Here is a 15,106-nt window from a genome sequence, read left to right as displayed (position 1 = left end):
GGCGACAAGCCCCTGCATCGGGGGGCGCGAGGGCCCGAAAAGAACAGAAAAAGAGCTTACCCCTGGCGCGCCTGCCAGGCCAGAAAATCATCCACCGGCAAGGGCCGCGCAATGTGATAACCCTGCGCCTCGTCGCACGCCAGGGTGCGCAGGCGCTCCAGAATGGCGGCGGTTTCCACCCCTTCTGCCACCACCGTGAGGCCCAGGTTGTGCGCCAGGTCGATGGTGGAGCGCACGATCATGGCGTCGTCCTCGCCCGCCTGCATACCCATCACGAACGACTTGTCGATCTTGAGCTCGTCCACCGGCAGGCGCCGGAGGTAGGCCAGCGACGAATAACCCGTGCCGAAATCGTCGATGGAGAGCTTGAACCCCTGCTGCGACAGGCGGTTGAGCATGGCCTCGGCGCGCTGGGGGTCGTCCATGATGGCGCTTTCGGTGATCTCCAGGCAAAAGGCGCTGGCCTGCACGCCGTGGCGGGCCAGGATGGCCGCCAGCCGCGTGCTGAGCTCGGGGTCCAGCAAATCGCGTGTGGACAGGTTGACCGACACGCGCAGCGGCAGGTGCCGCGCCTCTTGCGAAGCCAGCAGGCGGGCCACCTCCTCGAATATCCACAGCGTGAGCTGGCGCACAAACCCCGTCTGCTCGGCAAACGGAATGAAATGCATGGGCGCAACCAGCCCCCGCTGCGGATGCTGCCAGCGCACCAGCGCCTCGGCCGCCAGCCCTGGTTGGCCGTGCAGCGCCAGCTTAGGCTGCAGGTACAGGCGCAATTCGTTGTGCTCTACCGCCCGGCGCAGCTCGGTCAGCAACGACAGGGTCTGGGCGCTCGCCAGATCAAAGGCGGGGTCGTAGCGCAGCGCCCCGCTGAGCTGGCGCTTGGCGGCATACATGGCGATCTCGGAACGGCTGAGCAGGGTGTCGGCATCGTCGGCATCGCCCGGCCAGCAGGCAATGCCGATGCCAGCGCTCAGATCGACGCTCTGGTCCTCGAACACCAGCGGCTCTTCAAACGACCGGTGGATGCGGCGCGCCAGCTCGTGCGCCGCCGGGGCATCGGCACCTTGCAGCAGCACGGCGAACTCGTTGCCGCCCATGCGGGCCACCATGTCCTGGGGCGCGCCCACCTGTTCGCGCAGGCGGGCGGCCACCGCCTGCAGCAGCCGGTCACCAAAGGCATAGCCGAGCACGTCGTTCACATGCTTGAAACGGTCAAGGTCCAGCGTCAGCACAGCCAGCGGTTGGACAGCCCCGGCCTGGCCGGAGGTGGCCGCCAGCACGGCTTCCCGAAAGCGCTCGCGGTTGGGGAGCCCTGTGAGGCGGTCCCAATAAGCCAGCCGCCGGATCTCGCTTTGCTGCGCGCCGATATCCACGCGCATCTTGTCAAAGGAACGCGCCAGGTTGCCGATTTCATCGGCGCGGTCCAAATGTTCCAGTGGCACGTCGTACTCCCCGCGCGAGAGCCGCCGCGTGGCGGCCAGCAACGAGCGCAGGGGGGTCGTCACACGCTGCGCCATCACGCCGTTGCCCATCGCGAACAGCAGCACACCGGCCACTGTGATGAAGGCCAGCAACACCTGCAGCTGCCGATACGGCGCCACAACCTCGTCCACAGAGCGCAGCAGCAGCGCCTGCACCTCGCCCCCCACTGTGTCCAGCGGGCTGACGCGCGCCAGCAGAACGCCCTGGCCCGTATCGAGTTCGCCCGTGGGGTTACCGCTGCGGCGCAGCAGGGCCAGCGGCTCGGCGGGCAAGGTGCTGACCGGCACGGACAGCCTGCCATCCGATGCTTTCACCAGCAAGGCCACATGCACCGACAGCAGCTGGCGCATTTCGTCGGCCAGGCTCTGGCTGACGGGGAACCCCATCAACACCCAGCCGATGACCACCGGCGCCCGCATGGGCACCATGACGAACTGGTAGGGCATGCCCCCGATCACGGCGATGCGGCTGCCCTGCGGCTGGCTGGCCAGCAGCGGCGCCACCTGCTGCACGGCGGCCTGGAAATCGCCGGCACCGGCGGGTGTGCTCAGCGAGCGCAGGCGCAGCCCGGTGTCGAGCAGCGCGGTGACCTCGGCACCGATCCGGCTGCCATGGTTCTCCAGCACCGACTGGATGGTTTCCTCGTCACCGGAGTTCACGGCAGACCGGAACCCGTAATCGGCCGCCAGCAAGGCCGAGCCCTGGCGCAGCCTGTCGGCGTTCTGCTCGAGCAACCGCCGCCAGACGTTCTCGTCGGTGTCCAGGGCCCGTGCAATCTGGCCGCGGGCGTTGCGGTCGATGGTGGCGCGCACCACGGCGAACCCGGCGGCCTGCACCACCAAGAGCAGCAGCAGCGACATGCCGACCAGCCGCACGATCAGGCTCCGCCGAAGCACCGCCAGTTTCAAGGCTGCAACCCCGGCATGCGCACCGTCACCGCGACCGCACCGGTGGCCGGCACGCTCAGCTCCTGCTCGAGCGCGGGCGCGCCCACGGGCAGGCGGGCATGCCATGTGCGCAGCCGGTAGCTGCCCGCCGGCACGTTGTCGATCTGCGCCTTGCCCGTGGTCGCGAGGGTCTGGGCGTAATAGGGGGTGTCCACGACGAGGATCCAGCCCACCATCTGGTCGTGGATGTTGCAGCCCAGCACCACCACGCCGGGCTGGTCGAACAGCACGGGGTTGGCAGGGGTGCCGGTGTAGAGCTTGAGCTCGAACTTCTTGGCCGGCGAGAACGAATACACATGGTGGCGCACCGTGTCGTGGTTGGGAAAGCGCACCTCGGACCCCACCGGCAGCACCAGCACATCGGGCAGGAACTGCTTTTTCTGCTGCGCCATCTCCAGCCCGGTCAAGGGCCGCACCTGGCGGCGCGCCTGGGCCGACTCCAGAAACACCGCGGCATCGCCCAGGGGCTTGCCGGCCGCGTCCTGCACCTCGATCTGCACGGTGGTGGCCTGCGCGCCCGCCGCAAGACAGAGCGACAAGCCGAGCGCCAGGGGCCGCATCGCGCGCAGCGCGGCGCTGCGCCCCGTTAGTCCCGTCGCGCGCCAGCTCATGGCTCGATGGCCAGGCCAATCAGCGCACGGCCATCGCCCACCTGGCCGAGGTCGGTGGTCTGGCCCGTGGCCAGATCCACCCGGTGCAGGCGGGTGCGTGGCTCGGCCACCGTGCGCACCGCGATCAGGGGCGTGTTGGCCACGTCGGAAATATCGAAGGCCACATCGGTCAGGGGCCCCAGGCCCAGCGCCCCGACGGTGCGCAGCTGCCCGGTGTTGGGCGAGACCACGGGCGTCGCCCCCTCGCGCGAGCCCTGCATGACCAGGGTGCCCATTGCGCGGTCAATGGCGTAATTGGTGGTGATTTTTTCATCGCGGGTGTTGTAGGTGTAGGCGGCGCCGGCGATGTTGGGCATGCGGCCGAAATGCGGGTCGCCCGCCACGTAGTGCAGCGCCCCATCGGGCTGCACGCCCTCGCGGGCGGGGTCACCGTCGACCTGGGCTCCGGTGTCCGGGTGCAGGCGCAGGTTGTGGCCGGACGGCATTACCACACGAATGCGGTCGACCGTCGGGTTGAAATCGAAACCGATCACCGCCCCGTCCAGCGGCAGCACGGCGGGCGCAGCCCCCACCGGGTTCAGCGCGCCATTGGCACGGTCCACCGTGTACAGGCGCCCCGAGCGGGACAACCCATACAGCACGCCACGGGCCACCCGGAAATCCATGCCAATCAGCGTGTCGCCCGGCGCCAGCCCGGTCACCGGCTTGCGCTCGATCACGCGGCGCGGCTGCGTGGCCACGAACCGGATCAGCTCCTGGGAGTCGGTGATGGCATAGACCATCTCCTGCCCCGCACCGGTCTGTGGCTCGGCAACGCCGGCGCATCCCGCCAGCAGCACTGCGGCAGCAACCCAGGCCAGCAGGCGCTGGCGACAACGAAACAAAGGCATCAAACACTCCCACAGATGTAACGGGTTTATACCCGATGCCACCGGCCTTCGTGGCAATGCACTGCGCCGCACGGTCCGCGCCAGAAAATCAAAAACAATAGCTGCTAGCGCTTATCCCATGAGCGCTACAGCACTATTTGACACAAAATCAAGGCGCGCCACGGCCCGACCATGGCGGCCGCCCAGGCCACCAACAGGCCTTCTCATTTGTAACAGTGCGCGGGCGCCAGCGTGCCCGGCGCAACCGGCAGGGCGGCTACGCTCAACCCAGATTGCGCGCAAAGATGCTGGAGCGCAGGGCCGACACATCCAGCACCCTCAGCCCGCCATACTCGATGCGAATGGCCCCCTGCCGCTCCAGCGCAGCCAGCGCCTCGTTGACCCGCTGGCGCGACAGCCCCACCAGATACGCCAGCTCCTGCTGCGTGATGCGCAGCACCTCGCCCACGCCGGGGTACAGCACCGGGTTGAACAGCGAAGCCAGGCTGCGCGCCACCCGCACATCGGGGTTGTTCAACCGGTCGATCTCGCGCGCCGCAATGAACTGGGCCAGGCGCTCGTTGAGCTGGTTCATCACAAAGCGGTTGAACCCGATGGAATGGTCCAGCAGCCAGTGGAAGGTGTCGATCGGCAGCCCCGCCACCACGCTTTTGCGCAAGGCCTGGATGTTGTAGCGGTAAGGCTCGCGCTTGAGCGCCGTGCCCTCGCCAAACCAGCCGCCAGGTGGCACCCCAGTGAAGGTCATGGTCTGGCCCTGGGCGTTGTCGCTGCTCATCTTCAGCAGCCCCTCGACCACGCCAAACCAGTAGGTCACCGGCCGCCCGACACGGCAGACAAAGTCGCCCGCCATCGCGTCGCCCACCAGCAGCGAGGCCACGGCGCGCTCGCGCTCGACGCTCTGCAGCGGGGCGAGCCACGGGATACCGCCCAGCTCCTCCCCGGTGGGCGGGCGGCGGCGCTGGTGCAGAGACAGATCGTGGGTCATGCGCTGGCTTCAGGACGCGGAAAGATGAACGATGAAGAGGCGACCGCGGGCCAGCGGGGACCACTGGCGCGGCTGGCGCAAGACCGCCGCCTTACCCGATAGCCGGGGGCACTGAGGGTTCAACCCCATGAGGACTTTCCCGCAAATTGTCGTCCGAAAGACATAACAACGTCAAAGACAGTTCTAGCATGGACCCCAATGCACTGCCTCAGGGCGGTGCGCCCGGTGCCCACCGGGCGGATACCTCATCATTATTAGGAACCGGAATGAAGACCACGTTCCCGCAACTGCTGCTCAAGCATGCTGCCGAGCGCCCCACGGCCCCGGCGCTGCGCGAAAAAGAATACGGCATCTGGCAAACATGGAGCTGGAAGGATGCCGCACAGACCGTGCGCCTCATGGCCTGCGGCATGGCAGCACTGGGTTTTCAGCGGGGCCAGAACCTCGCTCTGGTGGGCGACAACCGCCCCCACCTCTACATGGGCTTCATTGCAGCGCAAAGCCTCGGCGGCGTTCCGATTCCGCTGTACCAGGATGCGGTGGCCTCCGAAATGGCCTTCGTGATGGAGGATGCCGAAGTCCGGTTCGTGTTCACCGAAAACCAGGAACAGGTCGACAAGCTGCTTGAAGTGCGCGAAACCCTGCCGGGCATCGCGCACATCATTTACGACGATCCGCGCGGGCTGCGCGACTATGACCAGCCCGGCCTGATCAGCACCGAAAAGCTCAAGGCCATGGGCGCCGAATGGGACCGCGCCCACCCCGGCGCCTGGGAGGCCATGGTGGCCCAGAACCAGCCCGACGACGTGTCGGTGATCCTCTACACCTCGGGCACCACCGGCAAGCCCAAGGGCGTGTGCCAGACGCACGCCAGCTTCATCGGCTCGGCCCAGGGCGGCGTCGAGATCGACGGACTGAACCCCGCCGACAACGTGATTTCCTACCTGCCCCCGGCCTGGGTGGGCGACCACCTGTTCTCGCTGGCGCAATGGCTGGTGGCGGGCTTCACCATCAACTGCCCCGAGTCGGCCAGCACTGTCACCATCGACCTGCGTGAAATCGGCCCCACCTATTACTTCGCGCCCCCGCGGGTGTTCGAAGGCATGCTGACATCGGTCTCAATTCGCATGGAAGACGCGGCGCCCACCAAACGCTGGTTGTATGCCAAGTGCATGGCCCTGGCCCGGCGCGTGGGCTCCGACATCCTCGACGGCAAGCCTGTGGGCCTGTGGGACCGCGTGCTGTACCGCCTGGGCGATTTCGCCATCTACGGGCCGCTGCGCAATGTGCTGGGCCTGTCGCGGCTGCGGGTGGCCTACACGGCCGGCGCCGCCATCGGCCCCGATCTGTTCCGCTTCTTTCGCTCGATTGGCATCAACCTCAAGCAGCTGTATGGCCAGACCGAGACCTGTGCCTATGTGTGCATCCAGAAGAACCGCCAGGTCAAGCTCAACACCGTCGGCCAGGCCGCGCCAGGCATCGAGCTCAAGATCGCCGACAACGGCGAGGTGCTGGTCAAGGGCGTGTCGGTGCTCAAGGAATACTACAAACGCCCCGACGCCACCGCCGAGGTGATCGACGCCGAGGGCTACTTTCACACCGGCGATGCGGGCGTGCTCGACGAAGACGGGCACCTGCGCATCATCGACCGGGCCAAGGACGTGGGCAAGCTCAATGGCGGCGCGATGTTTGCGCCCAACTACATCGAGAACAAGCTCAAGTTCTTTCCGCAGATCAAGGAAGTGGTGTGCTTTGGCCATGGCCGCGACCAGGTGTGCGCCTTCATCAATATCGACTACGAAGCGGTGGGCAACTGGGCCGAGCGCCAGGGGCTGCCCTATGGCGGCTATGTGGACCTGGCTTCCAAGCCGCAGGTGCTGCAGCTGATTGCGGGCTGCATTGCCCAGGTCAATGCCGACCTGGCCGCCGAGGCCGGCATGGCCGACACCCAGGTAGCGCGCTTTCTGGTGCTGCACAAGGAGCTGGACCCGGACGACGACGAACTCACCCGCACCCGCAAGGTGCGCCGCAACTTCATTGCCGAGAAATACGCCGTGCTGGTGCAAGCGCTCTACACCGGCAAAGCCGAGCAGTTCATTGAAACCCAGGTCAAGTTCGAGGATGGCCGCACCGGCAGCGTGAGCGCCACGCTCAAGATCCTGAACGCCAAGACCCATGCGCCCGCCAAGGCCGCCGCCTGACCCACCGGAAGCAGCCCATGACCCAAAAAAAGATTGGCGACGTCATCCTGGACGTCAAGAACATCAGCCTGCGCTTTGGCGGCGTGAAGGCGTTGACCGACATTTCGTTCAACGTGCGCGAGCACGAGGTCCGCGCCATCATCGGCCCCAACGGTGCCGGCAAGAGCTCCATGCTCAACTGCATCAACGGGGTGTATTCGCCGTCCGAAGGTTCCATCACCTTTCGCGGCAAGACTTTTGATCACATGAACAGCCGCCAAGTGGCCGAGATGGGCGTGGCGCGCACCTTCCAGAACCTGGCGCTGTTCAAGGGCATGAGCGTGATCGACAACATCATGACCGGCCGCAACCTCAAGATCAAAAGCAACCTGCTGCTGCAGGCGCTGCGCATCGGCCCTGCCGAGCGCGAGGAAATCCGCCACCGCGAATTTGTCGAGCACATCATCGACTTCCTTGAAATCCAGGCCTATCGCAAGACGCCCGTGGGCCAGTTGCCCTACGGCCTGCAAAAGCGCGTGGACCTGGGCCGGGCCCTGGCCATGGAGCCGCAGGTGCTGCTGCTCGACGAGCCGATGGCGGGCATGAACGTCGAGGAAAAGCAGGACATGTGCCGCTTCATCCTGGACGTGAGCGCCGAGTTCGGCACCACCATCGTCCTGATCGAACACGACATGGGCGTGGTGATGGACATCTCGGACCGCGTGGTGGTGCTCGACTACGGCAAGAAGATCGGCGACGGCACGCCCGATGAAGTGCGCAACAACGAAGACGTGATCAGTGCCTATCTGGGCACCAGCCACTAAGGGTCGGAGAAAACACATGGCATTCTTTCTTGAAACCCTCATTGGCGGCCTGATGGCCGGCATGCTGTATTCGCTGGTGGCGCTGGGCTTCGTGCTGATCTACAAGGCCTCGGGCGTCTTCAACTTTGCGCAGGGCGCGATGGTGCTGTTCGCAGCCCTGGCCATGGCCCGCTTTGCCGAATTGGTCCCCGCCTGGACCGGCATCGACAACGCAATAGCAACCACCCTGATCGCCTTCGTGATCGCGGGCACCTGCATGTTTCTGGTGGCCTGGCTGATCGAGAAACTGGTGCTGCGCCACCTGGTGAACCAGGAGGGTGCCACCCTGCTGATGGCCACGCTGGGCATCACCTACTTTCTCGAAGGCCTGGGGCAGACCCTGTTTGGCAGCGACATCTACAAGATCGACATCGGCATGCCCAAGGAACCCATCTTCGTTTTCGATGGAATCTTTGAAGGCGGCATTTTGGTGAACAAGGAAGACATCATTGCCGCCGCCATTGCCGCTGCGCTGGTGGCGCTGCTCAGCGTTTTCTTTCAAAAGACCTCCACCGGCCGCGCGCTGCGCGCCGTGGCAGACGACCACCAGGCGGCGCAATCCATCGGCATTCCGCTCAACCGCATCTGGGTGATCGTGTGGTGCGTGGCGGGCGTGGTGGCCCTGGTGGCCGGAATGATCTGGGGCAGCAAGCTCGGTGTGCAGTTCTCGCTGACCACGGTGGCGCTACGCGCCTTGCCGGTGGTGATCCTGGGCGGCCTGACCTCGGTGCCCGGCGCCATCATCGGCGGGCTGATCATCGGCGTGGGCGAGAAGCTCTCCGAGGTGTACCTGGGCCCGTTCGTGGGCGGGGGCATCGAGATCTGGTTTGCATATGTGCTGGCGCTGGTGTTTCTCTTGTTCAGGCCTCAGGGTCTGTTCGGGGAGAAGATCATCGACCGCGTGTAAGCCATAACAACAAGAACACAGGAGACACACCATGCTCTACCGCGAAAACGGCCAGTTCAAGACCAGCTACCGCGCCGACCAGCAGATCTTTCCGATCGCGCAGGACCGCATCGCCATCGGCATCATCCTGGCCATTGCCTTCATCGCCGTGCCCATGCTGGCCAGCGACTACATCTTCCGCGCCATCCTGATCCCCTTCGTCATCATGGCGCTGGCGGCCCTGGGGGTGAACATCCTGGTGGGCTACTGCGGCCAGATCTCGCTGGGCTCGGGCGCCTTCATGGCCGTGGGGGCCTATGGCGCCTACAACTTCTTCGTGCGCTTTCCGGGCATGCCGCTCATTCCGGCATTGATCCTGGGCGGGCTGTGCGCCACGTTCTTCGGCATCCTGTTCGGGCTGCCCAGCCTGCGGGTGAAGGGCCTGTATCTGGCCGTGGCCACGCTGGCGGCGCAGTTCTTCAGCGACTGGATGTTCCTGCGCATCAAGTGGTTCACCAACAACTCCGACTCAGGTTCGGTGTCGGTCAACAACCTGCAGGTGCTGGGCATGCCCATCGAAAGCGCCACCAGCAAATACATCTTCTGCCTGGCGCTGCTGGTGGTCGTCGCCCTGCTGGCCAAAAACCTGGTGCGTGGCGCGATTGGCCGCGAATGGATGGCAATCCGCGACATGGACGTGGCCGCCGCCGTGATCGGCATTCGCCCCATGTACGCCAAGCTCAGTGCGTTTGCCGTGAGCTCCTTCATCATCGGCATGGCCGGCGCCCTGTGGGCCTTTGTGCACCTGGGCGCCTGGGAGCCGGCCGCGTTTTCCGTCGAAATTTCTTTCCGGCTGCTGTTCATGGTGATCATTGGCGGCCTCGGTTCCATCATGGGCGGCTTCTTTGGCGCGGCATTCATCGTGGTGCTGCCCATCGTGCTCAACCAGTTTTTGCCCGCCCTGGTTGGCATGTTTGGCATCGAGATATCCACCGCCGGGGTGTCGCATGCCGAGCTGATGATTTTCGGCGCGCTGATCGTGTGGTTCCTGATCGTGGAGCCACATGGCCTGGCCAAGCTGTGGTCCACCGCCAAGCAAAAGCTGCGCCTGTGGCCCTTCCCGCATTGATTGATTTCCCCCCGTGCTTCAACACATTCATCCAAAGGAGACATCCATGAAGCTTTCGAAAATCGTGATCGCCGCTGCGGTGGTTGCTGCCGGCGCCTCGTCCATTGCGACGAGCGCCTTCGCGCAAGCCAAGGAGCAGTTCTTCCCGCTGCTGTCGTACCGCACCGGCCCCTATGCACCCAACGGTGTGCCATGGGCCAACGGCAAGCAGGACTACATCAAGATGATCAACGCCCGCGACGGCGGCATCAACGGCGTGAAGCTCACCTTTGAAGAATGTGAAACCGGCTATGCCACCGACCGTGGCGTGGAATGCTACGAGCGCCTCAAGAGCCGCCCCGGCGTGTCGCTGTTCGACCCCCAGGCCACCGGCATCACGTTTGCACTGACCGAAAAAGCCCCCGTGGACAAGATCCCGCTGATGACGCTGGGCTACGGCCTGTCGGTGGCGCAGGACGGCCAGGCGTTCAAGTGGAATTTCCCCTATATGGGCAGCTACTGGACGGGCGCTGACATCCTGATCCAGCATATCGGCAAGACCGCGGGTGGCCTGGACAAACTCAAAGGCAAGAAGATCGCGCTGGTCTACCACGACAGCCCATTCGGCAAGGAGCCCATCCCGCTGCTGCAAGAGCGCGCCAAGATGCACGGTTTTGAGCTGCAGATGCTGCCCGTGACCGCGCCCGGCGTGGAGCAAAAGGCCACCTGGCTGCAAGTGCGCCAGAGCCGCCCCGACTATGTGCTGCTGTGGGGCTGGGGTGTGATGAACTCCACCGCCTTGAAGGAAGCGCAGGCCACGGGCTTTCCGCGCGACAAGCTCTATGGCGTGTGGTGGGCCGGCGCCGAACCCGATGTGCGCGACGTGGGCGAAGGCGCCAAGGGTTACCACGCCCTGGCGCTCAACGGCTACGGCACGCAATCGAAGGTCATCCAGGACATCCTCAAGAACGTGCACGACAAAGGCCAGGGCACGGGCCCCAAGGATGAAGTGGGCTCGGTGCTCTACACGCGCGGCGTGATCATCCAGATGCTGGCTGTCGAGTCGGTGCGCCGCGCGCAGGAGCGCTTTGGCAAGGGCAAGGTCATGACCGGCGAGCAGGTGCGCTGGGGCATGGAAAACCTGGCCCTCGACCAGAAGAAGCTCGACGCACTGGGCTTCAAGGATCTGATGCGCCCCCTGTCCACCAGCTGCGCCGACCACATGGGATCGACCTGGGCACGTGTGCACACCTGGGATGGCAAGAAGTGGAACTTCTCCTCCGATTGGTACCAGGCCGACGAGCAGATCCTGAAACCCATGGTCAAGGCCGGTGCCGACAAGTACCTGGCCGACAAGAAGATGACGCGCAGGGATGCGGCGGACTGCCAGAGCTAAGTACATCCCCCTGAGGCGCTGACGCGCCTTCCCCCTTCTCTCTTAGCGCTTCACGCTGCGGGAAGGGGGACAACGCCAGCGCGGCGGGGCGGCCCTTGCGCGGCGTTCCTCGCCTGGGCCGCGACAGTTTTTGTGGCCAGTGAACAGCGGTTGCTTTTTTGGCAGCCGCCAATCCAAAGGGTTGTGCAACAGCTCTTTGGATTGGTACAGGAAGGCAACACCATGGACTCCAACAGCAATATCGTTCTCAACGTCAACGGCATCGAGGTCATCTACAACCATGTGATCCTGGTGCTCAAGGGCGTCTCGCTGCAGGTGCCGCAGGGCGCGATTGTGGCAATCCTGGGCGGCAACGGGGCAGGCAAGACGACCACGTTACGCGCCATCTCCAACCTGCTCAAGGGTGAGCGCGGCGAGGTCACCAAGGGCTCCATTGAGCTGCGCGGCGAGCGCATCGAGAACCTCTCGCCTGCCGATCTGGTGCAGCGTGGCGTGGTGCAGGTGATGGAGGGGCGGCACTGTTTTGCCCACCTGACCATTGAAGAGAACCTGATGACGGGCAGCTACACCCGCACCAGCAAGGGCGAGATCGCGGCCAATCTGGAGAAGGTCTACAACTACTTTCCACGCCTCAAGACGCGCCGCACCTCGCAGGCGGCCTACACCTCGGGCGGCGAGCAGCAGATGTGCGCGATTGGCCGCGCACTCATGGCCAACCCCAGCGTGGTGCTGCTCGATGAGCCGTCCATGGGGCTGGCCCCCCAGATCGTGGAAGAGGTGTTCAACATCGTCAAAGACCTGAACACCAAGGAGAAGGTCACCTTCCTGCTGGCCGAGCAGAACACCAACATGGCCCTCAAATATGCCGACTACGGCTACATCATGGAAAGCGGCCGCGTGGTGATGGATGGCGCCGCCAGCGACCTGGCCAACAACGAAGACGTGAAAGAGTTCTACCTGGGCGTGGGCGGCGGTGAGCGCAAGAGCTTCAAGGACGTCAAGAGCTACAAGCGCCGCAAGCGCTGGCTGGCTTGACGTGCCCCCTGTGGCGCTGCGCGCCTTCCCCCTCAGGGGGACGCACCCGATGGCCTGGCAGAGCCAGTTCGACGGGTGCGCTGGTGGGGCAGCGCGGGCTACGAGGGCCATGTTCTTTTTCAGGCTTCGGACGATTTCACTCTCAATTTCATAGCTGCTTGCGCTTTACGGATAAGCGCTAGAGGCCAATTTCACTTCAACCACCTCACAAGGAAACCCAGGCATGAGCACGTTCTATGACGCCCTGGAAACGCGCAGCCCCGCCGAGCGCGAAGCGGCCTTGATGGCGGCGCTGCCGCAGCAGATCGCCCATGCCCAGAAGGCATCGCCCGCATTTGCCGGCATTCTGGCGGGCGTGGATGCAACCACCATCACCAGCCGCGCAGCTCTGGCGCAGCTGCCCGTCACCCGCAAGTACGAGCTGCTGGAGCGCCAGCAGGCGGGCCGCGCGGCCAGCGTATTCGGTGGGTTCAGCGCGCTGGGCTTTGGGCCTGGCATGACCCGCGTGTTCGCCAGCCCCGGCACCATCTACGAGCCCGAGGGCACGCGGCGCGACTACTGGCGCATGGCGCGGGCCATCCACGCGGCGGGGTTTCGCAGCGGCGAGCTGATCCACAACAGCTTCAGCTACCACTTTGTGCCTGCGGGCTCGATGATGGAAACCGGCGCACACGCGCTGGGCTGCACTGTTTTCCCCGGCGGCACCGGGCAGACCGAGCAGCAAGTGCAGGCCATGGCCGAGCTGCAGCCTGCGGGCTACATCGGCACGCCCAGTTTTCTGAAAATCATCGTCGAGAAGGCTGCCGAGATGGGCGTGGCGCTGCCCACAGTGACCAAGGCGCTGGTGTCGGGCGAGGCCTTTCCGCCATCGCTGCGCGACTGGTTTGCCGAGCGCGGCATTGCGGGCTACCAGTGCTACGCCACAGCCGACCTGGGCCTGATTGCTTATGAAACCTCGGCCCGTGAAGGCTTGGTGCTCGATGAAGGCGTGATCGTCGAGATCGTGCGCCCCGGCACCGGCGACCCGGTGCCCGAAGGCGAAGTGGGCGAACTCGTGGTGACCACGCTCAACCCCGACTACCCGCTGATCCGTTTCGGCACCGGCGACCTCTCGGCGGTGCTGCCAGGCCCCTGCCCCACGGGCCGCACCAACACCCGCATCAAGGGCTGGATGGGCCGCGCCGACCAGACCACCAAGGTGCGCGGCATGTTCGTGCATCCCGCCCAGATTGCCGCCATCGCACGCCGGTTTCCGCAGGTGCTGCGGGCCCGGCTGGTGGTCAGCGGCGAAATGGCCAGCGACCAGATGGTGCTGCAGGTCGAGACCCATGAAACCGCCGAGGGCTTTGCGCGCCAGCTCGCCGAGGTCGTGCGCGAAGTGACGAAGCTGCGCAGCGAGGTGCAGATGGTGGCCCCAGGCACCCTGCCCAACGATGGCCGCGTGATTGAGGACGCGCGCAGCTATCGCTAAAAAAGCGCCCCCGGCGCGCTGGAGCCAGCGCAACAACCGTGCGGGATGGCAACCCGCCCCCCACAATCCGACTGGGGTTTACCCTTATTTTGCTCTTTTATTGATAGCTACTTGCGCTTGCCAGATATGCGCTAGAGGCCAATATTAATAAAATTCATCCTTGACAAGCGTTCAGTGCTTTCCTGCATACCCGCTGGATGGAGACTCGCTATCATCGCGCCTCTGATTACAGGAGCATTCCGTGAAAAAGATACTGAAACTTGCGCTGGTCGCCACCGCAGCCATCGCAGCATTGGGCGCACACGCCGAGGACTATCCGGCCAAGGACAAGACCGTCACCCTGGTCGTGCCCTTCACCGCAGGCGGCCCAACGGACCGCGTCGCGCGTGACCTCGCGGAAGCCTTGCGCAAGCCACTGGGCGCCAACGTGGTCGTGGACAACACGGCCGGTGCCGGCAGCTCGATCGGCGCAGCCCGTGTGGCCCGCGCCGCCCCCAATGGCTACACCTTGCTGCTCAACCACATCGGCATGTCCACCATGCCCGCGCTGTACCGCAAGCTGCCGTTCAGCGTGCCCAACGATTTCGAATACCTGGGCCTGCTCAATGAAGTGCCGATGACGCTGGTCGCGCGGCCCACCATGCCTGCCAACAATGTCAAGGAGTTGAGCGCCTGGATTCAGCAGAACAAGGGCAAGATCAACCTGGGCAATGCCGGTGTGGGCTCCGCTTCGCACCTGTGCGGCCTGATGTTCCAAAACGCCATGCAGGTCGATATGACCTCGGTTTCCTACAAGGGTGCAGCCCCCGCCATCACCGATCTGATGGGCGGGCAGATCGACCTGCTGTGCGACCAGACCACCAACACAACGCAGCAGATCGAGGCAAAGAAGGTCAAGGCCTATGCCGTGACAACCACCAAGCGCCTGACCACCCCGGCGCTCAAGGACCTTCCCACCCTGGCCGAGTCGGGTCTGAAGAACTTTGAAGTGTCCATCTGGCACGGCCTGTATGCGCCCAAGGGCACGCCCGCCGCCATCGTGACCAAGATCAACGACGCCCTGAAGGTGGCCCTGAAGGACCCCGAATTCATCAAAAAGCAAGAGGCCCTGGGCGCCGTGGTGGTGACCGACAAGCGCATCGAGCCCGCCGAGCACAAGAAGTTCGTGCAGGCTGAAATCGACAAATGGGGCGCCGTCATCAAGGCCGCCGGCACCTACGCCGACTAAGCTGGGCTTTTTGCCCATGCGCGA

General features: G+C 64.8%; 12 protein-coding genes. 8 read left to right on the top strand and 4 right to left on the bottom strand.

The window, feature by feature from the left end; all coding sequences use genetic code 11:
• Nucleotides 1-56: 56 nt before the first annotated feature.
• The 4 genes from J8G26_RS02850 to J8G26_RS02835 form a co-directional block, all read right to left on the bottom strand.
• Entirely contained in the window at nucleotides 57-2,342 is a 2,286-nt protein-coding gene (locus tag J8G26_RS02850; RefSeq protein ID WP_210568033.1) for an EAL domain-containing protein, read from the bottom strand.
• Nucleotides 2,343-2,386: 44 nt separating this feature from the next.
• On the bottom strand, nucleotides 2,387-2,989 hold the full coding sequence (locus tag J8G26_RS02845; RefSeq protein ID WP_210568032.1) for a methylamine utilization protein: 603 nt from the start codon (nucleotides 2,987-2,989) through the stop codon (nucleotides 2,387-2,389).
• A gap of 47 nt (nucleotides 2,990-3,036) precedes the next feature.
• Nucleotides 3,037-3,930 carry a DUF4394 domain-containing protein gene (locus J8G26_RS02840; protein WP_087747756.1) on the bottom strand — a complete coding sequence of 298 codons (894 nt, stop codon included), beginning with the start codon at nucleotides 3,928-3,930 and terminating at the stop codon, nucleotides 3,037-3,039.
• Between the two features lie 262 nt (nucleotides 3,931-4,192).
• The gene (locus J8G26_RS02835; protein WP_087747757.1) at nucleotides 4,193-4,915 is read right to left on the bottom strand and encodes a Crp/Fnr family transcriptional regulator; all 723 of its coding nucleotides are present in this window, start codon (nucleotides 4,913-4,915) and stop codon (nucleotides 4,193-4,195) included.
• A 266-nt stretch (nucleotides 4,916-5,181) separates the two neighbouring features.
• Between J8G26_RS02835 and J8G26_RS02830 the strand changes: the two genes are divergently transcribed.
• The 8 genes from J8G26_RS02830 to J8G26_RS02795 all read left to right on the top strand — a co-directional run bounded on the left by J8G26_RS02830 (nucleotide 5,182) and on the right by J8G26_RS02795 (nucleotide 15,082).
• Nucleotides 5,182-7,116, top strand: coding sequence for an AMP-binding protein (locus tag J8G26_RS02830; protein WP_210567857.1), 1,935 nt, complete (start codon nucleotides 5,182-5,184; stop codon nucleotides 7,114-7,116).
• 17 nt (nucleotides 7,117-7,133) lie between these two features.
• Nucleotides 7,134-7,919, top strand: a complete 786-nt coding sequence (locus tag J8G26_RS02825; RefSeq protein WP_087747759.1) for an ABC transporter ATP-binding protein — start codon at nucleotides 7,134-7,136, stop codon at nucleotides 7,917-7,919.
• Between the two features lie 16 nt (nucleotides 7,920-7,935).
• Entirely contained in the window at nucleotides 7,936-8,865 is a 930-nt protein-coding gene (locus J8G26_RS02820; protein WP_087747760.1) for a branched-chain amino acid ABC transporter permease, read from the top strand.
• Nucleotides 8,866-8,896: 31 nt separating this feature from the next.
• Complete coding sequence (locus tag J8G26_RS02815) at nucleotides 8,897-9,973, top strand: branched-chain amino acid ABC transporter permease (protein ID WP_087747761.1); 1,077 nt, start codon at nucleotides 8,897-8,899, stop codon at nucleotides 9,971-9,973.
• Between the two features lie 46 nt (nucleotides 9,974-10,019).
• Nucleotides 10,020-11,348, top strand: a complete 1,329-nt coding sequence (locus J8G26_RS02810; protein ID WP_210567856.1) for an ABC transporter substrate-binding protein — start codon at nucleotides 10,020-10,022, stop codon at nucleotides 11,346-11,348.
• Between the two features lie 222 nt (nucleotides 11,349-11,570).
• Nucleotides 11,571-12,383 (top strand): ABC transporter ATP-binding protein, encoded by an 813-nt coding sequence (locus tag J8G26_RS02805; protein ID WP_210567855.1) that lies wholly within the window; start codon nucleotides 11,571-11,573, stop codon nucleotides 12,381-12,383.
• Nucleotides 12,384-12,606: 223 nt separating this feature from the next.
• Complete coding sequence (locus tag J8G26_RS02800; RefSeq protein WP_210567854.1) at nucleotides 12,607-13,854, top strand: AMP-binding protein; 1,248 nt, start codon at nucleotides 12,607-12,609, stop codon at nucleotides 13,852-13,854.
• 241 nt (nucleotides 13,855-14,095) lie between these two features.
• Nucleotides 14,096-15,082 carry a tripartite tricarboxylate transporter substrate-binding protein gene (locus J8G26_RS02795; protein WP_087747764.1) on the top strand — a complete coding sequence of 329 codons (987 nt, stop codon included), beginning with the start codon at nucleotides 14,096-14,098 and terminating at the stop codon, nucleotides 15,080-15,082.
• Nucleotides 15,083-15,106 lie beyond the last annotated feature (24 nt).

This window comes from Acidovorax sp. JG5 (genome assembly GCF_017939685.1).
In the GTDB taxonomy this organism is placed as follows: Bacteria; Pseudomonadota; Gammaproteobacteria; order Burkholderiales; family Burkholderiaceae_C; genus Acidovorax.
This window is presented reverse-complemented; position numbering and strand designations above follow the sequence as displayed.